We start from the raw sequence: 20,872 nt of genomic DNA, 5'->3' as shown, positions 1-20,872 counted from the left end.
ATCATTCCCCCTTATGCTTAAGCGCGAGTTTTTCTAGGACTTCCTCGTCTTTCATGTCGGTCAGTTTCCGGTAGTTGTTCTCCTCAAGCGACGGGTCAAACTGGCAGACAGACAGAAATGGACAGTACGTGCACGGGACTCTCTGCTGATGCTGGTACGGATTCAGATGGACACCGCCTGATGTAATATCCAAACCTGCCTGGGACATGAGCTGGTGTATATGGTGCTGCAGGCCGGCAAATGAGTCATGGTCAGCGATTTTAGAGCCGCTGTAAAATCCGCCATTTTTCTTGACACCGGCGGGGACAATTTGACTTCTTCCCGATTCAATAGATGTATCCATCAGTTTAACGATCTCTTCATCCGACAGCAGCAGCCCCTGCATTTTATATTTCTTGAACAATTCCTTTTCAATTTCATCATCGGTCATTTGTTTGCTGACCGACAGCAATGGATTGTGCACGTGAAAATAAAGCACCCCGGCCGGTTCTGCTTTCGCACCAAGCCACTGTTCCGACTGAGACAGGATAACATCCAGATACGTCAGCATCTGCAGCGCCAGCCCGTAATAGACTTCCAGCAGGCTCAGTTGCTGACTGCTCGATTTATAATCAATAATCCGCAAAAATAGCCCATCATCATTTTCCGCTTTATCCACACGGTCAATCCGCCCGCGCAGCATCAATTCAAAACCATTCGGCAATGACAGGGTAACCGGATCAAGTGTCTGTTTGTCACCGAAACCAAGTTCAAGTCCAACTGGTGTGAACGCACTCTGGCGGGCCTGCTCGCTCAAAATGTATGTGGCCCTGGTAATGACTTCCTGCAGTTTCTCCTGAATGTATTTGTAGCGGTTCGAGCTGTGCAGGATCTGGTGCTGCAGCGCAGGGGCCAGATTTTCGACAGCCTGACGCGCATAGCCCGCACTGTCCGTTTTTGTCAGCTGGGCAAACTCCCTTCCCTCGGCCTGAATCCATTCGGTAATTTTTTTCAGCGCCTCGTGGAAAAGCTGGCCGATATCAGGGGCATCCAGCTTATAGGTCTTCCTTTCCTGCAGGCTGAGGCTGTAGTTGGCAAAATGCTGATAGGAACAGCGATAATACGATTCCAGCCTGGACACACTCGCTTTCACCTGTTTCGGGTACAGCTGGTGTGCTGTATCCTTGGTCAGGTTTACTGGCCGGTTCTGATAATGCAGGCTTTGCAGTATGTTGTATGTTGTGCTGTGTTTCGGTTCATGCTGGATATACCAGTTCAGGACATGCCACCATACATCTCTCACCGGGTAGCCTTTTCGACTGCGGGCAAGCTGTGCTGTTAATGCTGCTCTTGTTTTGACCGGTGTCGTAATAAATCGTTCCGCATCAAACAGCTCGTCCGGATCCTGTAACAGCAAGTGTTCAGAACATGCTGGAAACAATTCTTCCATCCGGCTGATTAGCTGGGATGGCATTTTCGATTTTCCTTCTTCATCGCTTAGCGGGTAACTGACCCATAAGTAATCGCTGGCGGAAGTAAACGCTGCATACATATAAAACCAGTCATCAAGAAGCTGGCGGCTGCTGCTTTCGGCCAGCTGCATTCCATGCTCTTCCAGCAGGCCGCGTTCCTGTTCATTGATGATTCCTTCCTCTGCCGGTTTCATCGGCCATGCACCATCATTCACCCCTAAAAGCAAGGAACACTTGACACCACTTATGCGTGAGCGGTCAATCGTACCAACAATCACATGGTCAATGCTTGGCGGTACATGGGCGAATGTCAGCGAATCAAAGCCTGCCTCCACTGCTGACCGGAATGTTTTCAAATTCATCGTTTCCTCACCAGCCATTTCGACCATTTCATCAAACAGCTGAATGACCGCATTCCATACTTGTTCCTGTTCCCGTGCTTTTTCCAGTTCCCCTTCCTCGTCATACATCGCCTGCATCTGTTCCAGCCGTCCTGGTACATTCAGCCGCTCCAGCAGTAAATAAACAGCCTCACACTTATCCCGTACTGATTTCGCCTTGCGAATCTCCCGGTCAAACTGCTGCAGCGCCTGAACCACCTGGCTTCGATATGCATTCAATCGCTTCTGTGTTTCCTTTTCTGAATCGGTCTGAGCAGACTGATCAAAACCGCGAAACCGCTGAAAAATCCACTCTTCATCCCCAAGCCAGCGATCCCGGGACCGGATACCATATTCAAGTACATAGTTTTCCAGTTCATCAATGGCATCATCGTTCAATGGATAGCTCGGATCAACGGACGGAATAAAGCCTGTTTTCAGCACCCGGAAAACAGCATCATAGCGCCAGTTGCCCTCGGCCATCTCCAGAACTGAGCGGATTAGCTCAATTAACGAGTGGTTAAGCATAGTACGTTTCTCGTCAATAAAAACCGGAATGCCATGGTCGCTGAAAATGGTTTCTATCAAATCATGGTAGACATCTGTCTGACGGATGAATACGGCTATATCACGAAAACGATAATGCTCTTCCCGCACAAGGCGCAGGATTTCCTGGGCAGCCCCTTCCACTTCCGCACGCGGATGGACTGCTTCAGCCAGTTGAATCGGTGCCTCTCTTTCATAAGCAGGTGCAGGACGAACGTCGAAGTATTGCTCCAGATGGGCAAAATAAGGCCGGCTGCGCAGTCTGCCTTTATCAGGCTGAAATACCTCTGTAGCGTCAACAGGAATTCCATTTGCCTCAGCTGTTGCCTGCAGCATATGGTACGTTTCTTTCGTCTGATAGAATAAGTCCAGTTCCGAGAGGCGTTCCTCGTCCGGATCATCAGCTGTCAATGCCACAGTTACCGAGCGGCATTTTTTCATTAAAGCTTCCACAACGTGCAGTTCTTTCGGGGATAGACGGTGGAATCCGTCCATATAAATGGTTGCGTTTTCCAGCATCGGGGCATCCTTTATTTTATCGGCAAGCATCTGCAGCTGATCTTCGCTGTCAACATACTTTCCATCCAGAGCCATGCCCAATTTTTCATAAATGTACGCTAAGTCGTTCAGTTTCCCTGCTAATGCAGCTTCACCAGGCTCCTGGTGGACAAATTGCTTCATTTGATCCACTTGCATATATAGCATGTCAGGGGTGATCCGGTAACGCTTAAATTCAGTAATCATGCGTTCAAGCTGCTCAAGGAACCCTTGCTTTTCCAGCGTCTTCTGAAATATATTCCAATCGGCTTCTTTTTCCTCGATAATTTTCCGGAGCATCATTTGCGTACCGACCGAGCTGATAAACTGTCTTGTGCTCCCCCCGGTTTCCTGCAGTACACGATAGGCCAGCCGTGAAAAGCTGACAACCTGTGCACGAATGCTCCCCTTTACTGTCTCGTCCTGAAATAGTGCATACTCCTGCTGAAACGTCATCTGATCAGGTACAATATAATAGATTGGTGCGCCTTGTGGATCATTAGCCAGCGCTTCCTTTATTTCATCCAACATTCTGCCACTTTTGCCGGTTCCGGCTCTTCCCAGTAAAAATCGGAGTCCCATCATTCCCGCTCCCTTAATTAGAAAACTTAGCTAATCGCCAATAACGAAAGCCTACATTGCAAAAAAAATAAACCTATTCTCATTTTAGCAGAGAATAGGTTTTTATACACTTTATGTACGCCGGCTGTCATGAGTTTTTCTTTAGCCGAAACTCAACTGGACGTCTGAAAACGGCCAGTATTTGATACCCACTTTGCCAACAACTTTTCCAATTGGCACAAAACCAATCTTGCGGCTATCAAGACTGTCCCGGCGATTGTCTCCCATCACAAATAGGTTTCCTTCAGGCACTTGGGTTTTCCCAGTTGTTTCGTTTAATGTGAAATCCCCGGTATATGGCTTGATGCTGCTGGCTTCCTTGAACGGCTCCAGAAACGGTTCCTCCACATGGTCACCGTTAACATACAATTTATCATCCTCGTAAACAATTTCATCACCCGGCAACCCTATGACCCTTTTGACATAATCGTCCTTTTCATTGGCATGAAAGACAATAATGTCAAATCGGTCCACATCCGTCAAATTATAAACTACTTTATTAACCATAAGCAGGTTGCCGTCATAGAGTGTCGGTTCCATTGACTCGCCGTTCACGACGTAACTTGCAACCAGATGCGACCGGAAAACAAAGGCCAGTGCGACGGCCAATAAGATAACCGGAATAATTTTGCGTATATAGCTTTTTTTCATACAGGTTTCCTCCAGGGATTTTCCTGCCAAGCAGACGCTAAACAGGCGCTTTACGTTTTTCTACTAGCATACCCTGGTTATTTATTTTTTAACCTGACCTCTTTCGGAAACTTCTTTTATGATTGTTCTTCTGTGCAGCCGGCGTTCGATATATTTACCGAATATCCAGAAAAGCAGGATGCAAACTGCAACGACAATGGTTCTGACTGGGTTTTTGGCAAACTCAAATATGCTTGACCCGATAAAGGCAATCGAAAAAATCATGACCGATTTACCCATTAACACGGCAAGGATAAATTGCTGCACACTTATTTTGGATAGCCCCGCAACGACATTAATGACGGATGAAGGCGAAAATGGAAAACACATCAAAAGAAACAAAGGTCCGAAGCCATGGCGCTCCACCCAATTCGTGACCTGACGCACTCGCTTATTCCGGCGCATTGCCATGAATATGCGCTTATCCCCCAGCCGGCGAATAACAAGAAATACGAGTACAGAACCGGTACACGCCCCCAGCCATGACAGTATGAACCCTTCCCACAAGCCGTACGCCGCTGCATTGGCAATCACAAATACAACCAGCGGCAAAAACGGCAAGAACGCCTCCACAAAGGGCAGCAGAATGCCCGGAAGAGGTCCAAGGCTTTCATATTCATTCAGTAATTCCAAAATAAACTCATCCATTTTTTCCTGCTCAAGCCATAATTTCCAATCCATAAGGCTGACGTTCAGCAAGTACATAGTTTCATTGTCCCCCACTTCGTCCCAAGCGTCCGACTCCTATGTTTAGTATCCCTATCTTTATTTTAAAGTAAACTTCCTCATCTGCCTAGCAGAATAAATTTTGTGCCTCTTTCTTTGTCACTTTTTAACATTTGCTTTTTAGTGTATTTTTTATTCTGTTTATCATATAATGATACGGAACAGACGTTCGTTACATCATGGAGGGGTTTTTTATGCGCTGTCTGAATGATGAGGAATTGCAGCTTGCTTCACGTTTTTTGTTTCTTTCCATGGCGATAACGGTCATACAGCAGGATATCCAGCATATCGAGACTGGGACATTTAAAATAAAGGAACCTTATCTTGAACTGCTCGAAAGTATGAACGCCGAGGCAGCGAGTGAGCGCAAAGAATTGCGGAAAAAAATGCGGGACAAAAAGATGCAAGTCGTTACACTGCAAAAAAACGATTCATTCTCATCCTATCTATTCCTATGCAATGGCCGTGAAGAAAAGCGAAATTATTTTAACCCGGCCATCCGCAAAAAAGTAAAAACGATTATGCAGGAACTCATGGATAAGGCTCAGCCACCACATCAGCATTATTCCTCTGCACATACTTAAGCCGGTTGTCCAGCAGATACCTGTACTGGGCCGTCCGCTGCACCTGATTGAGCATCGAACCAAAGGAAACATCCAGAAGAATGGTTCTGCCATTCTTGAAAATGACCTCTGTCTGCCGGTAAGGGCCCTTATTCACCTGTTCAACATGAGAATGAGCAATCCATGAACATTTGGGGTTTGACGGTGACGCTGTAGGAAAGAAATACATGCCGCAGGATGGATCAATGGAGATGGGAGCCTTGTGCGTAATGCCGCAAATGCCGCGAGTGCCGTCTTGCCTGCCTTTCAGACTGGACCCGAAGAACTTGCACGCATCTTCAATAATTTTGCTGGGAGAATCACGTACCGTAAATGTTTCCTGTTCTTCCAGCACGATCGTTTTTGGAATTCCATTTTCACCGTGGTCTGCAACAACAGCCATCGTGAGAGGCGTAACTTCGTGTGCTAAAGCGTAAATATTATTTATCATACAATTCATCCTTTCATTTTACATGAAAAGAAAGAGGCATATATATAATTTACCAGATTTTTCGCAAAAATGATACAAGAATTTTCATTTTTTAACGTCAGGAAGTATAAATTATGGATGACCTTATAATAAAACTAAGGTTTTCACTATAAAAACTTGGGTGAATCAATTTCATAAGTGCTGATCTTTGTAAAATAAGCGAATTTTTATAGGTTTAATTGTTCGTTTTTGTCAGCAATACTAGTTGTCCGTAATGAAAGGTGGCCGACTCCTTGAAAAAGAAAACCGCTTTTTCTTCGTGCGATGTATCGCTGCCGTAGCCTTCCTTGTCCTGCGGGAAAAGCATGTGTCTGAAGACCCCGCAGGAAGTGGTTTTCTTCCGAGGAGGCTGAAGCCATGCCCGCGGCAAAGTAGACACTGTGAAAGCGACCAAAGGGAGCTTGATCAGATGTCGCCCTTGTACCCGGAGTGGTGAAAGCGTGTCACCTTTTATGCAGGACAACGGTAGCATGAATTGAAACATAATGTTCGTGTTGTAGTTGCTTACAATGAATGATGAAATTGACTCGGGTAAAAGCCAAGTTTTTATAAAAAGAAAATGGACAAATTCCGGGCAAGAATCATTGACCGGAATTTGTCAGGGCGTTGTTGTTCTTTGTGAATTGAAAGCCCGTTGCTATATAATAAAAAAGTTAGCTATGGTTTATCTGTTCGCGCAGTTTTTTCCGCAGCAGTTTACCGGTTGTGTTTTTCGGCAGTTCGTCCATAAATTCGATGGAGCTAGGCACTTTATAGCCCGCCAAATGGGCTTTACAGAATTCCAGAAGAGCCGCTTCATCCAGTTGAGGGTCAGATACGGCAACAAATGCAAGCACCGATTCCCCTGTCTCCGGGTGCGGCGTTCCGATGATAGCTGCCTCTGCCACTCCGGGATGGTCATAAAGAACTTCTTCCACTTCGCGCGGATAGACATTGTAGCCACCGACAAGAATCATGTCTTTTTTCCGATCCACGATGTAAAAATAGCCTTCATCGTCCATCCGGGCCATGTCCCCGGTATGCAGCCAGCCATTTTTTAAGGCTGCAGCTGTTTCTTCTTCCAGTTTATAATACCCTTTCATCACGTTCGGTCCGCGGACAACCAGCTCGCCTACTTCCCCTGGCGGAACTTCTTCCCCGAATTCATCTACCACCTTGTTTTCCACATTCATGATACTGGTCCCGATTGAACCCGGTTTTCTTGGCCGATCCAGTGGGTTAAAGCATGTGACCGGTGACGCCTCCGATAACCCGTATCCTTCAGAAACGGTAACATCAAATGCCGCTTCAAATTGTTTCAGCAATGACACAGGCATCGATGCCCCACCGGAAATGCAAAACCGAATATCGGACAAATCTTCGCCGTTCTGTCCACTCGCCTGCAGAAGATAATTGTACATTGTCGGAACCCCGGCAAAGATCGTTGCACCCTGCTCCTTTGCTATGCGGAAAACCTCCTGCGGGGAAAATTTCGGCATAATCATGACAGTACCGCCATTCATCAGCGGGGCATTCAAAGCAACGGTCAGACAAAAAACATGAAACATCGGAAGTGCAGCAATCACCCGGTCATCGCCGCCAATAGTCAAATAATCGGCAGTATCTTTGGCATTCGAGTAGATATTTTTGTGGGTTAGCATGGCACCCTTGGGTTTCCCGGTCGTTCCGGACGTATACAAAACAATGGCTGTCTCGCCATCTGCTATTACCGGTTGTTCAAACCCCAGACTCCCCTCCTCGACCAATTTGGAAAAAGAATACAGCTTTTCATGAAGCGGGCTATCCACAAATGAACTGTTGGCACCGCTTTCACAGCATATGTAATGCTCTATACCAGGTAGCTGACCGCTGATTGCTTCAAATTTTTCGAGCAGAACGTCCATGGTGATAATTCCTTTCACATCCCCATTTTTGAGAATATACTCCAGCTCGCTTGCTGTGTACTGCGGATTAATTGGGACTGCCACGGCCCCCAGCCTCAATGCGCCATACAAACCGATGACGTAATAGGGGCTGTTGCCGACAGCAAGTGCAATATGATCACCCTTTTTGTACCCGAGCTGCTGCAGGCGGGATGCGAATTTCGTAACAGCTCTGTCCAGTTCCGTGTAACTCGTTTCCTCGTCATTGAACACATACGCCGTTTTGCCAGGGTTATTCCTGGCGGTAATGGCCAATTGTTCTGTAATATTCACACGTTATCCTCCTAAATGTGATGAATGAATAATCATTCACCAATTGCTAAAATTTCTGAATTAATTATAAACTACTTCCCGTTGTTCTTTCAAGTGAAAACGATAACAAAACTTTTTCTCCTCTTCTAGTCAGTATGTGTAAATAAAAAACAGCCTGCTGCATGGTGCTGCAACAGGCTGCATTCATTTAATAAAGCAGACCGACAAAATCTTCTTTGGAAATTTTGCCAAGGTAATAGGAAACATCAACATCTGCAAGAGCTTCGTCAATTGCCTTACGCTCGTGGCGGACACCCGTCAGCTTGTCTTCCAGTTCGCTAATCTCACCAAGGCCGAAAAAGTCGCCATAGATCTTGCAATTTTCGATCATGCCGTTCTTTACATCGAGACGAACATCGACAAGGCCTCCGTCAAATTTATGGGATGCCTGCACGTTAAATTTAGGGGATTTTCCATAATTCCATTCCCACTTTTGATAGCGGTTTTCTGAAATTTTATGAATTTCTTTCCAGTCTTCTTCTGTCAGTTCATAGCGGGGAACATCCTTTACATCTTGCACATCAAAAATGTACTTCAGAATGAGCTCTTTGAACGCCTCCATCGAAATTTTTTCATCGAGATATTCAGAAATGTTGGCAACACGGCTCCGAATCGACTTGATCCCTTTGGATTCGATTTTTTCCTTGTTGACGTTTAAGGCCGAAACAACATTTTCGATTTCTGAATCAAGCATCAATGTCCCGTGGCTGAACATACGGCCTTTTGTCGAGAACATGGCATTCCCGGAAATTTTACGGTCCTCCACTGCAAGGTCATTCCGGCCTTTCATTTCTGCCGGCACACCGAGCTTGTTCAACGCATCCACAACAGGCTGTGTAAACTTGGCAAAGTCCTGGAAACTTTCCCCGTCATCTTTCGTAATAAAGCTGAAGTTCAAGTTCTGTTCATCATGATAAACAGCACCGCCTCCGGACAGACGACGCACAACCTTGATGCCATTTTCATCTACATAGTCTGTGTTAATTTCCTCCACACTGTTTTGGTTCCGTCCGATAATGATCGAGGGCTTATTGATATAGAATAACAAGTATGTATCTTTCTCCCCGAAATTCTGCAAAATATACTCTTCTATTGCAAGATTTATTGTCGGATCGGTAATGCCCTGATTATCAATGAATTTCACAAAATATACCTCCCTTTGAGTAAAACTGGCCACTTTTTAGTGTAATAGAAATGGTTATTCCAATCAAAAGTTACGACTTTTTACCCAAGTCAGATCTTCTTTTGCTAATTGAATACTTCCGGAGAAATAGTGACTAGCTTCGTTCACTAACCGATTATTATCCCCGTATTGCGGTAAATGGCTTAGAATCAGTTCCTTCACATTTGCCTTATCCGCAATCATGGCACCCTCTTTACTGGTCATATGTCCTGCTCCGGAACCATCCTGATCTTCATAAAAGTTGCAGTCCGTTATCAAAAGATCCGCATCTTTTGCAAAGTTATACCATTCTTCCTTGAATGCTGAATCTGCGGTATAGACAATCACATCTTCTCCGTCCGTAACCCGCATCCCGTAACATGGCACCGGATGTTTCGTTTCCAGGAAAGTAATTGAGAATGGGCCAATGGTCAGTGCAGCATCCGGATCATACGCAATGCCTTCTGTACACTTATGTGTTAATTGCTCGAAACCATCCCTGTCTTCCGTGTGGCCATAAATCGGCAAAATTTCTTCCCGGTCATTCAGATACGAATGGACAAGCCATGCGTACTGCAACACACCAATGTCTGCCACATGATCATGGTGATAGTGCGAAAGGATAACAGCATCCAGCGCCATCACATCTTTCTGTTTTTGCAACTTGGACAATGAGCCACTGCCGGCATCAATTAGGAGACTAAACCCATCTTTCTCAAGCAAATAAGCAGAAGTAGCGCCATCCGCAGCAGGATAACCGCCCCAAAAACCGATAACAGTCAATTTCAACAGCATTCACCTCATTTATTTTTATAACGTCAGAATATATAAATTATGGATGACCTTATAAGTAAAACTAAGGCTTTCACTATAAAGACTTGGTAAAAGCCAAGTTTTTCTAAAATTTGTTGTAACACAGTATTGACTTATTGCATACTGTTGTATTACAATGCATTTACCAACCAAAAGGGGGATGCCACATGTTTAACGTTGTTGAGTTTTTCCGGAACCTGCCAAAGAAAAAGTGCCACCGCTGCGGCCATGACATGAACGAAAAAGCTGACTGCTATGGCAACTTATGCGATGACTGTGATCATCCAGCCCTGTAGATCCTTGTTCAAAAAGGAGGATAAAAAGGACCAAGAAGTTCGAGGCAGCGTAGCTTTGAGTAGTGGAATGCATGCTTTTAATACATGAGCACAAGGAAAGCTTCCCTGAACCCGCATCGCACGCAGGAAAAGTGTATTTCTTTTCCAAGGAACGGAAAAGCAAGCTAACGAAGAAATTCGAAGCGTCATTTTTACCGGACTTTTTGAACAACCTTGCAGACATTTTCATTGTACGCTAGGCCTATACTTCCTTACCATTGATACAGCTATTCATATAGCTGTATTTTTTTGGCTGAAAAACTATCGGAAAATGATATTATTTCAGTTTATTTTGGTTTATAATTAATTAGAGAATCGAAACATTTGATGAGAGGGGAATCAGAATGACAGCAACCGCTAAACGCAAAACACGCGCGGAAGTACCGAAAGAGCAAACATGGGATTTAACAGACCTGTTCGCATCAAAAGAAGAGTGGGAAAAAGAATTAAACGCCATCCAGGCAAACGTCAGTGATGTAACCCAATATAAGGGCAAGCTGACAAACAGTGCTCAGAATCTATTGAATGGATTGGTCGCCAACGAAAACTTTGAAAAACGGCTGATTCGTGTATCAACATATGCCAATTTGAAATCGAGCGCGGACGGGTCTGACCCGCAAAACCAAGCTGATTCTGCTAAAGTTGCATCGGCGATGGCTGCCATTGGGGCCAAGCTTTCTTTTGTCGAAAACGAACTGCTTCAGTTATCACAGGATGCGATTGAACAGTATCTGGCAGAGGAACCAAAACTGGAAACGTATCGGAAAATGCTTCAGGACGTCCTGGAGAAGAAGCCATTCACCCTAGCTCCGGAAATAGAGGAGACACTCGCTGCTCTCGGTGAAGTACATAGCGCACCATTTATGATTTATGAGCGCAGCAAATCATCGGACATGCAATTCGATCCAATTACAGACGCAAATGGTGAGGAACTGCCGATGTCCGCAGCACTGTTTGAGGACAGCTATGAACTGGCACCAGACACCGATGTCCGGCGGAAGGCCTATGACTCGTTCATCCATACATTGAATCAATACAAAAACACCTATGCCGCAACCTATGCGACGGAGGTGACAAAGCAGGTAACGATGGCACGTCTGCGCTCCTATGATTCCGTTACAGACATGCTGCTGCACCCTCAGCAAGTAACGAAGGAGATGTATCACAATCAGCTTGATGTCATTCAGCAGGAGCTGGCACCGCACATGCGCCGGTTTGCCAAGCTGAAACAGGAAAAACTCGGGCTCAGTGACATGCGTTTTGCCGACCTGAAAGCACCACTCGATCCGGAATTTAACCCGGCAACAACGTACAAGGAAGCAACAGACACCATCCTTGAAGCGCTTCAGGTGATGGGACCGGAATATAGTGAAATTATGCAAAAAGGAATAAATAACCGCTGGGTGGACCGGGCTGATAATGTCGGAAAACAAACCGGCGCGTTCTGCTCCCCTCCATACGACGTCCATCCATATATATTGATTACATGGACGGACACGATGCGAGGTGCGTTTGTACTGGCCCACGAACTAGGACATGCAGGACACTTTTATCTGGCCGGCAAAAATCAATCCCTTGTCAATACGAGTCCATCAACTTACTTTATCGAGGCGCCATCAACCTTAAATGAACTGCTGCTGGCCGATCACATGCTTGCCAAAACGGATGACAAGCGGATGAAACGATGGGTCATCAGCCAGCTTCTGGGAACTTATTACCATAACTTTGTCACCCATTTGCTGGAGGGAGAATTCCAGCGCCGCGTGTACGAACTGGCGGAAGAAGGAACGCCATTGACAGCGGCTGTCCTGACCGAACAGAAAAAAGAAGCACTGGAAAATTTCTGGGGAGACGCTGTGACTATCGACGATGGAGCAGGACTTACATGGATGCGCCAGCCACACTACTATATGGGACTATATCCGTATACGTACTCAGCCGGACTGACGATATCTACGGCAATGGCCGGGCAAATACGGAATGAAGGCCAGCCTGCTGTTGACCGCTGGCTCTCCGTTCTAAAAGCCGGCGGAACCCTGAAGCCAGTCGACCTCGCCAAAAAGGCCGGCGTCGACATGGCCAATCCGGATGCAATCAAAGAAGCCGTTGCCTATGTCGGGCAGCTCGTCGACGAACTGGAAAAAAGTTATGAATAATGGAAGTGGGAAGTGCTCCAGCTGAGGCTGGAGCACTTTTATTTTTTGGTACAGGCCGCTGCTGAGATGATGGTCCCACCGCCCCGGTTGATTCTTGCCGCTTTCCGGTCGATTTCCCCTTGCTTCCGGTCGATTCCCGACCCCGAACGGTCGATTCTGCCGCTTTCCGGTTGATTCCCCCTTGCTTCCGGTTGATTCTCGACCCCGACCGGTTGATTCTGCCGCTTTCCGGTCGATTCCCCCGCTCTTCCGGTTGATTTCCGACCCCGACCGGTCGATTTCCTCGCGCTTCCGGTCGATTCCCGACCCCGAACGGTCGATTCTGCCGCTTTCCGGTCGATTCCCCCGCTCTTCCGGTTGATTTCCGACCCCGACCGGTCGATTCTCGCCGCTTCCCGGTCGATTTCCTCGCGCTTCCGGTCGATTCCCGACCCCGAACGGTCGATTCTGCCGCTTTCCGGTTGATTCCCCCTTGCTTCCGGTTGATTCTCGACCCCGACCGGTTGATTCTGCCGCTTTCCGGTCGATTCCCCCGCTCTTCCGGTCGATTTCCTCGCGCTTCTGGTCGATTCCCGACCCCGAACGGTCGATTCTGCCGCTTTCCGGTCGATTTCCCCGCGCTCCCGGTTGATTCTCGACCTCGAACGGTTGATTCCCGACCCCGAACGGTCGATTCTCGCCCCCGAACTGGTTGACAACCGCCCCCGAACAGTCATATGCGCCCTGGCACACAAAAAACCGGCACCAACCAATCATATGGTTGATGCCGGCTCATGCCCCAGCGCCCTCTTTACTTTCGCAAAAATGCCAGGACGCCTGCGACTGCTTGTTCTCCCTGCCCGATACAGTCAGGGATGCCAACGCCCTCATATGAGCTTCCGGCTATAAAGATGCCCGGGAGTTCTTTACGCATCGATTCACGGACATTAGCAATCCGCTCATTATGCCCAACTGTATATTGCGGCATGGCATTGCTCCAGCGGCTGATGACACTGAATTCCGGTTTTTGCGTGATATTCATCGTCTTATTCAGATCGTTCAGCACAATTTCCGTAATTTCTTCATCGGAAAGATTCACCACTGATTGGTCATCCGGCTTACCGACATAGCAGCGGACCAGCGCCTTTCCTTCCGGTGCGGCATTTGGCCATTTCTTATGTGTCCACGTGCATGCTGTAATCCGGTAATCACTATTCCGTGATACAACAAAGCCGGTACCGTCGATATCCTGTTTAATGGCTGATTCATCAAAAGCCAAAGCCACGTTCGCAACAGATGTAGATGGGATGTCCTGGAATTGTTCAAACATGTCATACTGGCTGAAGACTTTTGGCAAGGTGTAATGCGGTGTAGCCATGACAACCGCGTCCGCCTTATATACGTCACCATTGCTTAACAATGCGTGATAACCATGTTCTTTTTTCTCAATATGATCCACCCCGGCATTTCGTTCCACAATATCGCCCAGGGTCTCCTCAAGCTGTTCTACTAATGTCTCAAGGCCGTTTTTGAATGAGAAAAACATCCCCTGTTTTTTTTCGCTCGTTTTTCCGGATTTTTTTTGTTTCGGCTGTTCTGGTTTCGTTTCCCGCAGCCCTTTTATCAGGCTCCGATGCTCTTGTTCAAGCTCGTAAAAATTCGGGAATGTCGCCATGATGCTCATGTCATCAATATTGCCGGCGTAGATGCCAGACAAGAGAGGTTCAATCAGGTTTTCGACAAGCTCGTTGCCAAAACGGCGGCGGAAAAAGGCCCCCAGTGACTGATCACCTTGTTTGCTCCGCGGAAGAACGAAATCCATGCCGGCCCGCAATTTTCCTGCAGGTGAAAAGAGTCCGGAAAATAGAAACGGCCGGATTTGTTTTGGAACGCCCATAAACGAACCTTTTGGCATTTTGTGCAATTTCCCGTCGACGAGAATATAAGACTGTCCTGTTCCATTCCGGACGAGCTGATCGCGCAGGCCAAGTTCATCCGTCAGTTTTACAGCAGGCTGCTTGCGGGACAAGAAGGAGTCAGGCCCCTGTTCAATGACAAATCCGTTGCGGCGGACTGTTTTAATTTTACCGCCGAGCCGGCTGCCTGCTTCAACAAGCTTCACTTCATACGGCAAATCTTTTTCGGCAATTTCTTTTTGCAAATAGTAGGCGGCAGACAGTCCCGTTATCCCGCCGCCTGCTATCAGTATCTTTTTATTCTCACCCATTGGCTTCACGCTTCACTTTTTTCATGACAACATCAGCAAGTGTGGCAATAAACTGCGGGTGGACATTCGGCATTTCCGGACGATGGTAGCTTGCGCCGATTTCGTCACACACTACTTTACATTCGTAATCATTGTCATATAAGACTTCCAAGTGATCAGCGATGAAACCGACCGGTGCATATACAAATGATTCATAGCCTTCCTGTTCATGCAGGTCACGGGTCAAATCCTGCACATCCGGACCGAGCCATGGATCAGGTGTGTTGCCTTCACTTTGCCAGCCGATTGCATAATTTTCGATACCGGTCTGTTCAGAAATAAGCCGGGCAGTTTCTTTAAGCTGAGCCGGATACGGGTCGCCATCCTTTAGAATCTTTTCCGGAAGACTGTGTGCGGATACAACTAGTACAGCTTTCTTTCGTTCCTCTTCGGGCATATGGTCATAAACGTCTTTGATCTGGTCTGACCAATATTTAATAAAGCCAGGTTCGTCATACCAGCTTTCGACTGACTCAATCGAAATTCCATATTTTTCAGCTGTGTCATTGGCGCGTTTGTTATACGATTTAACACTGAATGTGGAGTAGTGCGGAGCGAGCACAATCGACACCGCTTCTTCAATACCGTCCTCAGCCATTTGCTCGACCGCATCTTCAATGAACGGATGAATGTGTTTCAGGCCAATATATGCCTTAAATTCCACCTCATCCTGAACAGCATTCAACTTGGCCTCCAGTGCCTCTGTCTGCTCCTGGGTGATTCTGGCCAGCGGTGAAATGCCGCCAATTGCTTTGTAGCGGTCTTTCAGATCCTGCAGCTGTTCCTCGGTCGGCTTTTTCCCATGACGAATATCCGTATAATACGGCTCAATATCTTCTTCCTTGTACGGCGTACCATAGGCCATCACAAGCAGCCCCAATTTCTTCTTTTCCATCTTGCAACACCTCTTCTATCTCCGTTTATCGCTTTGAATATGTGTGAATCAGTTCTGTTAGCTTCTGCAGTGTTTCCGGCTTCACATCCGGAGTAACACCATGCCCAAGGTTAAACACATGACTCCCGTCTGCTATACTTTCATCAAGAATGGCCTTTGTTTTTGTTTCTATCGTCTGCCAGTCACTGAGCAGGACAGTCGGGTCAAGATTCCCCTGCAGAACTTTGGTCACACCCATTTTCCGCGCTTCGGTAATGGATGTGCGCCAGTCCAGTCCGATGACATCGACAGGCAGATCATTCCATTCCAGCAGCAAGTGCCGTGCACCGACACCGAAGACGATCAGCGGCACCTGTTTCGTCCGAAGTTCAGAAAAAATGCGATTCATGACCGGCTTAATATAATAGCGGTAGTCTTCGGCACTCAACGCACCAACCCATGAGTCGAAAATTTGCACAGCTCTTGCCCCGGCATCGATCTGTGCCTTTACATAGGCAATGGTCATTTCCGCCAGTTTATCCATCAGTGCAAACCAGACATCTGGCTGACTGTACATCAATGCTTTTGTTTTGCTGTAGTTCTTCGACGGACCGCCCTCAATCATGTAGCTTGCCAGTGTGAACGGTGCCCCGCTGAAACCAACTAGTGGCACATGAAGCTGTTCTTCTGTCAGGAGCCGGATGGTATCAAGGACATAGGGCACATCCCGCTCAGGATTAATCATGCCCAGCTGTTCAACATCATGAAAATTCGTAATCGGATTGTCAATCACCGGACCGATGCCTTTTTTAATTTCCACATCCACACCGAGCGCTGGCAACGGGGACATAATATCCTTATACAAGATCGCTGCATCAACCCCATATTGCTCCACAGGCAAACGCGTTACATAGGCACAGAGCTCCGGCTGATGTGTAATTTCAAACAGTGAGTATTTTTCTTTCAGCTTGCGGTACTCCGGCTGGGAACGGCCTGCCTGGCGCATATACCACGCAGGTGTGTAATCTGTCTTTTCGCCGTTATAGGCTTTAATAATTGTGTCATTAATGTTTGTTATCACTTATTTCACCCTTTTTGAGCAACCTCTTTTATCCTAACCTAGTCACAGATGCAAGTATTGTATATCCACTCTTTACTATAGCGATTTCCTTTCTTGCTGTATAGCAAACGGATTGGATTGTCACCAATTTGTTTAATTCAGAGTGACAGGTCAACGGTATTCGATTTCTGCCCTTCCGTTTCTGTCAGAGGATTATATGGTACGACATAATAACGGGATGACCCAAAAAATGGGAGCCGTTTAACAGTGAATTCATTATCCCCTGTCACTTCACCGACCTGTTCATCGTCACCTTCTTCTTCACGATAAATATGATAGACAATCCGCTCATCAGCAGGTTCCGTCCATTCCAGTTTTCCCCCAAAAAGGGCGAACCCGCCAAATGAATAATTCCCGTGCAATGTTATGTTTTCGGGCAATTTAATCGGCTCTGGTAAGGCTGCAACATTTTCAGGCTTTTCAAATGCTTGTGCCAGTGATTCCTGGCCATTTATTTTCGATAAAATCGCCTTCGTCAGACGTGTTGGCGCCTCACTTCCGGATGTAAGGTAGTGGTTTTCGTCTGAGGAATCGTACCCCATCCATGTGACCGTAACATACTCCGGTGTGAACCCGGCAAACCACGCGTCCTTTACCGCCCCCTCTACGTGCGGGTGCTCCGTTGAACCGGTCTTGCCTGCCAGTGCTTTGGGAAAATTACCCGCACTTGCGGTTCCTGATGTGACTGCTGTGGTCAGCATGCCTGTCATGTTCCAGGCCACTTGCGGATTGAAAACAGCCGCCGTTTCCGGGTTGGCTTCATGAATGACTTCATCGTGACGATTGATAATCTGATCAATGGCAAACATATCGATGGTTTTGCCGCCGCTTGCAAATGCCCGGTAACTTTCGGCCATCTGCATTGGTGTTACCCCTTCCGACAGTCCGCCAAGCGCAATAGCGAGGCCTTTGTCTTTGACTGGCATACCCAGTTGACTCAGATAATCTTTAGCATACGGAATGCCTATTTCGTTCAAAAGCCAGACGGCAGGCGCATTTTTCGATTCCACGAGCGCTTTATAAAGGGAGACAGACCCTGCATAGCGGCCATCATAATTTGTCGCCGTGTAGCCATCGATTGCCTGCTTTTTATCCTCAATCAATGTATACGGCTGGTAGCTGTCTTTCATCATTGCGGGACCGTAAACGGCGAGCGGTTTTATCGCGGATCCGGGCTGCCGTTTTACCATCACCCGGTTCAGATCACCAAACTGATAGTTCCGACCGCCAATAGCCGCCGAAATTTCACCGGACTGCTGCTCGGCCATGACAAATGCACCCTGTGCACCATCCGTATTCCCCGGGAAGTAGTCCCCATTCTGAAATTCATGGTAAGCGATTTTCTGTGCATCCGGATCGACAGTGACTACTATCCGGTAACCGCCGCGCCGCAGTTCTTTCTCTGACAGCTTATAGTTGTCAGCTGCTTCCTGTACAGCCAAATCAATGAAACTGGCTGCCCATGGCTTTGGCTCATATTCCTGTACGTCCAGCCCGAGTGTCCTCCCTTGCGCCTGCATGCGCTCCTGTGCCGTTATCTTTCCGGTATCACTCATGGCCTTCAGGACGACATTTCTGCGTTTTTTAGCTTTTTCCGGATGCCTGATAGGCGAGTATCCATTCGGCGCTTTTGCGAGTCCTGCCAGCAATGCTCCCTCCGCAAGTGTCAGCTCTTGTACCGGTTTATTGAAAAACTTCCGGGAGGCCGCCTCTATTCCGTACACACCCTCCCCAAAGTAAATCTCATTTAAATATAATTCCAGAATGTCGTCTTTGGAAAAGCGGCGTTCCAGATGAATTGCGGCCATCGCCTCTTTTGTCTTGCGCATCCACGTTTTATCATTTTTTAGAAACAGATTTTTGGACAGCTGCTGTGTAATGGTGCTTGCACCTTCCACTTTTGCCATTGCAATAATGTCGCGGAAAACAGCACGGACAATGGATTTGAAATCTATCCCAGCATGATCATAAAAACGTCTGTCCTCAATTGCAATAAACGCTTCCTGGACATGCTCTGGTATGTCATCCAACGTGACCGGTATTCTGTTTTCATTATATAGTTTTCCAATGACTTCCCCGTCACGTGTTTCAAACGTTGTTGTGGCATCCGGAACTAAATCTTCCTCATCCACCACAAATTGACCGCCAAACAAGATAACAGCATAGCCTATTATTCCCAGAACGGAAAGAAACACCAATGATAGCAGAAGCCATTTTAATCGTTTCATCGTTTTTATAAGCTCACCTCCCCCACAGTATACGACAAAATTCGCGTTGATGGAAGAAATAATATTTGGTATTAGTTAATAATGTTTATAAAAAGATTAATCATTCACTCATCAGGGTATGTTACACTAGTGGAAAGAAATAGAAAGGAGCCTTTAGCATGAACGCATATATGACAAATGGAACACTCGACTTTTTAAAAAAACTGCCGGCTAAACACCCGGATGTTACGTTTTATTTTATGAAAGAAGGTACCAGTACTCTTGTGTATTATGAAGGAAAAGGGAAAAACATATTCGCTTCCGGAAGGGCCTATGAGATTGTAACTGAAAACGGAACACTACGGGAGGATGGCTTCGTTGTCATGAATAACATCCCTGTAGCTGATGAAGGAAAAGCAACATTTGAGGACAAATTCAAACAACGGCAGCAGAGCGTGGAAAACATGAAAGGATTTCAAGCTTTTCGGCTGCTGAGGCCGAACAAAGGCAATACGTATGTTGTCATGACCCAATGGGCTTCTGAAGATGATTATGAAAACTGGAAGAACTCGGACCAATTTAAACAAGCCCATAAAGACGGTGCTGATACAAAGCCGCCTGCATACTTTTTAGATCAGCCGTTTGTGACGAACTATCACATGATTGAAGTGGATTAACAGCCAGACCTGCTTCCTCCCATTTAAGTACGTGTTTAAAAAGGAGGATAAAAAGGACCAAGAATTTCGAGGCAGCGTAGCTTTGAGTAGCGGAGTGTATGCAAATAATACATGAGTAGCGGAAAAACAAGCTAACGAAGAAATTCGCAGTGTCATTTTTACCGGACTTTTTGAACAACCTCTTTAATAGAAATCAAGCAAGCTAAGGATTTCCTAAGCTTGCTTGATCACCACTTTCATTTTAATCTCCAACAGCATACTCATTGAAAAAGCCCCGGAACATTTCGTTCGGCTGAGCACCGTTTATCCGGTCTTTTTCTTCACCGTTTTCATAGTAAACAAGCGTTGGAGTGCTTTCAATTCCATACTTACTCCAGGCATCCTCAAATTCCAGCAGGTTTACTTTTTTTACGTCAACACCCATTTCATCAGCTAATGGAACAAGTCTTGGCGTCAACTCCCGGCAATGCGAACATTTCGGGTTGTAGAAATAGACCATCACATCTTCCCCGTTTCCCAGCTTTTCGTCCAGTTCGGATGGCAGGATCTGATTCTGGTAGTCGGGATTATCCAATTGATCAATGGTCGCCTGATCCAAATTATCTTTTCCATATGGATTATCCTCGTCATTAACCGCCTGCTGATTTTTATAATCGATTACAAAATAAAGTGCAGCAAACAAGATGACAATCGTTCCTAAAATTATCAGCATTTTCTTTTTCATGTATGTTTTCCTCCCGGGTTTTTCAATAACAAGCTATGCAATACAACGATACTGATAAATGCAATACCGGCCATGAATGGAATCGTGATAAAACCAGCATAATTAACGTACTCCGTATTGCACGGAATCGCACCACACGCACCACCAGCTTCCTGCAATGCGGGCAGTTTTTGCACCGAATAATGATAAACCGACACCATTACTCCAATTCCGCTTAAAATCAAACCTGGCAATGCAATGGCTGCATTCTTCCTGATAAGCGCAGTCCCGTAAATAATAACG

General features: G+C 46.5%; 17 protein-coding genes and 1 pseudogene. 4 read left to right on the top strand and 14 right to left on the bottom strand.

All coding sequences use genetic code 11. The annotated features are described in order from the left end of the window. Position 1: 1 nt before the first annotated feature. From addB to ACFSUO_RS06660, 3 genes are all read right to left on the bottom strand, one after another. Positions 2 to 3,496: a helicase-exonuclease AddAB subunit AddB gene (gene addB, locus ACFSUO_RS06670; RefSeq protein WP_382392350.1), complete on the bottom strand. Its 3,495-nt coding sequence runs from the start codon at positions 3,494 to 3,496 to the stop codon at positions 2 to 4. Between the two features lie 141 nt (positions 3,497 to 3,637). Then, positions 3,638 to 4,186 (bottom strand): signal peptidase I, encoded by a 549-nt coding sequence (lepB, locus tag ACFSUO_RS06665; protein WP_382392348.1) that lies wholly within the window; start codon positions 4,184 to 4,186, stop codon positions 3,638 to 3,640. 81 nt (positions 4,187 to 4,267) lie between these two features. Next, entirely contained in the window at positions 4,268 to 4,930 is a 663-nt protein-coding gene (locus tag ACFSUO_RS06660) for a TVP38/TMEM64 family protein (protein ID WP_382392346.1), read from the bottom strand. 215 nt (positions 4,931 to 5,145) lie between these two features. On the opposite strand from ACFSUO_RS06660, the gene ACFSUO_RS06655 reads away from it, so the two are divergent. Beyond that, the gene (locus ACFSUO_RS06655) at positions 5,146 to 5,535 is read left to right on the top strand and encodes a hypothetical protein (protein ID WP_382392344.1); all 390 of its coding nucleotides are present in this window, start codon (positions 5,146 to 5,148) and stop codon (positions 5,533 to 5,535) included. Here ACFSUO_RS06655 and ACFSUO_RS06650 read toward each other — a convergent pair. The 4 genes from ACFSUO_RS06650 to ACFSUO_RS06635 all read right to left on the bottom strand — a co-directional run bounded on the left by ACFSUO_RS06650 (position 5,483) and on the right by ACFSUO_RS06635 (position 10,228). Beyond that, positions 5,483 to 6,004 carry a competence protein ComK gene (locus ACFSUO_RS06650; protein ID WP_382392342.1) on the bottom strand — a complete coding sequence of 174 codons (522 nt, stop codon included), beginning with the start codon at positions 6,002 to 6,004 and terminating at the stop codon, positions 5,483 to 5,485. The two genes, ACFSUO_RS06655 and ACFSUO_RS06650, sit on opposite strands and share 53 nt — an antisense overlap. A gap of 692 nt (positions 6,005 to 6,696) precedes the next feature. Beyond that, on the bottom strand, positions 6,697 to 8,238 hold the full coding sequence (locus ACFSUO_RS06645; protein ID WP_382392340.1) for a fatty acid--CoA ligase family protein: 1,542 nt from the start codon (positions 8,236 to 8,238) through the stop codon (positions 6,697 to 6,699). A 187-nt stretch (positions 8,239 to 8,425) separates the two neighbouring features. Then, a complete protein-coding gene (locus ACFSUO_RS06640; protein WP_382392338.1) occupies positions 8,426 to 9,421 on the bottom strand; it encodes a lipoate--protein ligase in 996 nt (331 codons plus the stop codon). 63 nt (positions 9,422 to 9,484) lie between these two features. Then, complete coding sequence (locus ACFSUO_RS06635; RefSeq protein WP_382392336.1) at positions 9,485 to 10,228, bottom strand: MBL fold metallo-hydrolase; 744 nt, start codon at positions 10,226 to 10,228, stop codon at positions 9,485 to 9,487. Positions 10,229 to 10,419: 191 nt separating this feature from the next. Between ACFSUO_RS06635 and yhfH the strand changes: the two genes are divergently transcribed. Both yhfH and pepF read left to right on the top strand, forming a co-directional pair. After that, positions 10,420 to 10,548, top strand: a complete 129-nt coding sequence (gene yhfH / locus ACFSUO_RS06630) for a protein YhfH (RefSeq protein WP_382392334.1) — start codon at positions 10,420 to 10,422, stop codon at positions 10,546 to 10,548. A gap of 383 nt (positions 10,549 to 10,931) precedes the next feature. Continuing rightward, positions 10,932 to 12,743, top strand: coding sequence for an oligoendopeptidase F (pepF, locus tag ACFSUO_RS06625; RefSeq protein ID WP_382392332.1), 1,812 nt, complete (start codon positions 10,932 to 10,934; stop codon positions 12,741 to 12,743). Positions 12,744 to 12,781: 38 nt separating this feature from the next. On the opposite strand, the gene ACFSUO_RS06620 is transcribed toward pepF, so the two are convergent. The 5 genes from ACFSUO_RS06620 to ACFSUO_RS06600 form a co-directional block, all read right to left on the bottom strand. Further along, positions 12,782 to 13,459, bottom strand: coding sequence for a hypothetical protein (locus ACFSUO_RS06620; RefSeq protein WP_382392330.1), 678 nt, complete (start codon positions 13,457 to 13,459; stop codon positions 12,782 to 12,784). A 74-nt stretch (positions 13,460 to 13,533) separates the two neighbouring features. Continuing rightward, positions 13,534 to 14,949, bottom strand: a complete 1,416-nt coding sequence (gene hemY / locus ACFSUO_RS06615; RefSeq protein ID WP_382392328.1) for a protoporphyrinogen oxidase — start codon at positions 14,947 to 14,949, stop codon at positions 13,534 to 13,536. Further along, positions 14,942 to 15,883 (bottom strand): ferrochelatase, encoded by a 942-nt coding sequence (hemH, locus tag ACFSUO_RS06610; protein ID WP_382392325.1) that lies wholly within the window; start codon positions 15,881 to 15,883, stop codon positions 14,942 to 14,944. Before hemH ends, hemY begins: the two co-directional genes overlap by 8 nt. Positions 15,884 to 15,908: 25 nt before the next feature. Then, complete coding sequence (gene hemE, locus ACFSUO_RS06605; protein ID WP_382392324.1) at positions 15,909 to 16,943, bottom strand: uroporphyrinogen decarboxylase; 1,035 nt, start codon at positions 16,941 to 16,943, stop codon at positions 15,909 to 15,911. A 137-nt stretch (positions 16,944 to 17,080) separates the two neighbouring features. After that, the gene (locus ACFSUO_RS06600) at positions 17,081 to 19,210 is read right to left on the bottom strand and encodes a transglycosylase domain-containing protein (protein ID WP_382392320.1); all 2,130 of its coding nucleotides are present in this window, start codon (positions 19,208 to 19,210) and stop codon (positions 17,081 to 17,083) included. 158 nt (positions 19,211 to 19,368) lie between these two features. On the opposite strand from ACFSUO_RS06600, the gene ACFSUO_RS06595 reads away from it, so the two are divergent. Then, positions 19,369 to 19,866: an antibiotic biosynthesis monooxygenase family protein gene (locus ACFSUO_RS06595; RefSeq protein ID WP_382392318.1), complete on the top strand. Its 498-nt coding sequence runs from the start codon at positions 19,369 to 19,371 to the stop codon at positions 19,864 to 19,866. Between the two features lie 241 nt (positions 19,867 to 20,107). Here the strand turns inward: ACFSUO_RS06595 and ACFSUO_RS06590 are convergent, their stop codons facing one another. Both ACFSUO_RS06590 and ACFSUO_RS06585 read right to left on the bottom strand, forming a co-directional pair. Continuing rightward, a complete protein-coding gene (locus tag ACFSUO_RS06590) occupies positions 20,108 to 20,590 on the bottom strand; it encodes a thioredoxin family protein (RefSeq protein WP_382392316.1) in 483 nt (160 codons plus the stop codon). Further along, positions 20,587 to 20,872: pseudogene (locus ACFSUO_RS06585) on the bottom strand (disulfide oxidoreductase); the annotation flags it as partial. The pseudogene ACFSUO_RS06585 and the gene ACFSUO_RS06590, both read right to left, overlap by 4 nt.

Source organism: Lentibacillus juripiscarius (assembly GCF_042685205.1).
GTDB lineage: Bacteria > Bacillota > Bacilli > Bacillales > Amphibacillaceae > Lentibacillus > Lentibacillus juripiscarius.
This window is presented reverse-complemented; position numbering and strand designations above follow the sequence as displayed.

Excerpts from the sequence above, each read along its gene's own strand:
- ACFSUO_RS06660 (WP_382392346.1), bottom strand. The coding sequence starts at position 4,930 with ATGTACTTGCTGAACGTCAGCCTTATGGATTGGAAATTATGGCTTGAG.
- ACFSUO_RS06650 (WP_382392342.1), bottom strand. The coding sequence starts at position 6,004 with ATGATAAATAATATTTACGCTTTAGCACACGAAGTTACGCCTCTCACG.
- lepB (WP_382392348.1), bottom strand. The coding sequence starts at position 4,186 with ATGAAAAAAAGCTATATACGCAAAATTATTCCGGTTATCTTATTGGCC.
- ACFSUO_RS06600 (WP_382392320.1), bottom strand. The coding sequence starts at position 19,210 with ATGAAACGATTAAAATGGCTTCTGCTATCATTGGTGTTTCTTTCCGTT.
- hemY (WP_382392328.1), bottom strand. The coding sequence starts at position 14,949 with ATGGGTGAGAATAAAAAGATACTGATAGCAGGCGGCGGGATAACGGGA.
- addB (WP_382392350.1), bottom strand. The coding sequence starts at position 3,496 with ATGGGACTCCGATTTTTACTGGGAAGAGCCGGAACCGGCAAAAGTGGC.
- pepF (WP_382392332.1), top strand. The coding sequence starts at position 10,932 with ATGACAGCAACCGCTAAACGCAAAACACGCGCGGAAGTACCGAAAGAG.
- ACFSUO_RS06620 (WP_382392330.1), bottom strand. The coding sequence starts at position 13,459 with ATGACTGTTCGGGGGCGGTTGTCAACCAGTTCGGGGGCGAGAATCGAC.
- ACFSUO_RS06595 (WP_382392318.1), top strand. The coding sequence starts at position 19,369 with ATGAACGCATATATGACAAATGGAACACTCGACTTTTTAAAAAAACTG.
- ACFSUO_RS06655 (WP_382392344.1), top strand. The coding sequence starts at position 5,146 with ATGCGCTGTCTGAATGATGAGGAATTGCAGCTTGCTTCACGTTTTTTG.
- hemH (WP_382392325.1), bottom strand. The coding sequence starts at position 15,883 with ATGGAAAAGAAGAAATTGGGGCTGCTTGTGATGGCCTATGGTACGCCG.
- yhfH (WP_382392334.1), top strand. The coding sequence starts at position 10,420 with ATGTTTAACGTTGTTGAGTTTTTCCGGAACCTGCCAAAGAAAAAGTGC.
- ACFSUO_RS06590 (WP_382392316.1), bottom strand. The coding sequence starts at position 20,590 with ATGAAAAAGAAAATGCTGATAATTTTAGGAACGATTGTCATCTTGTTT.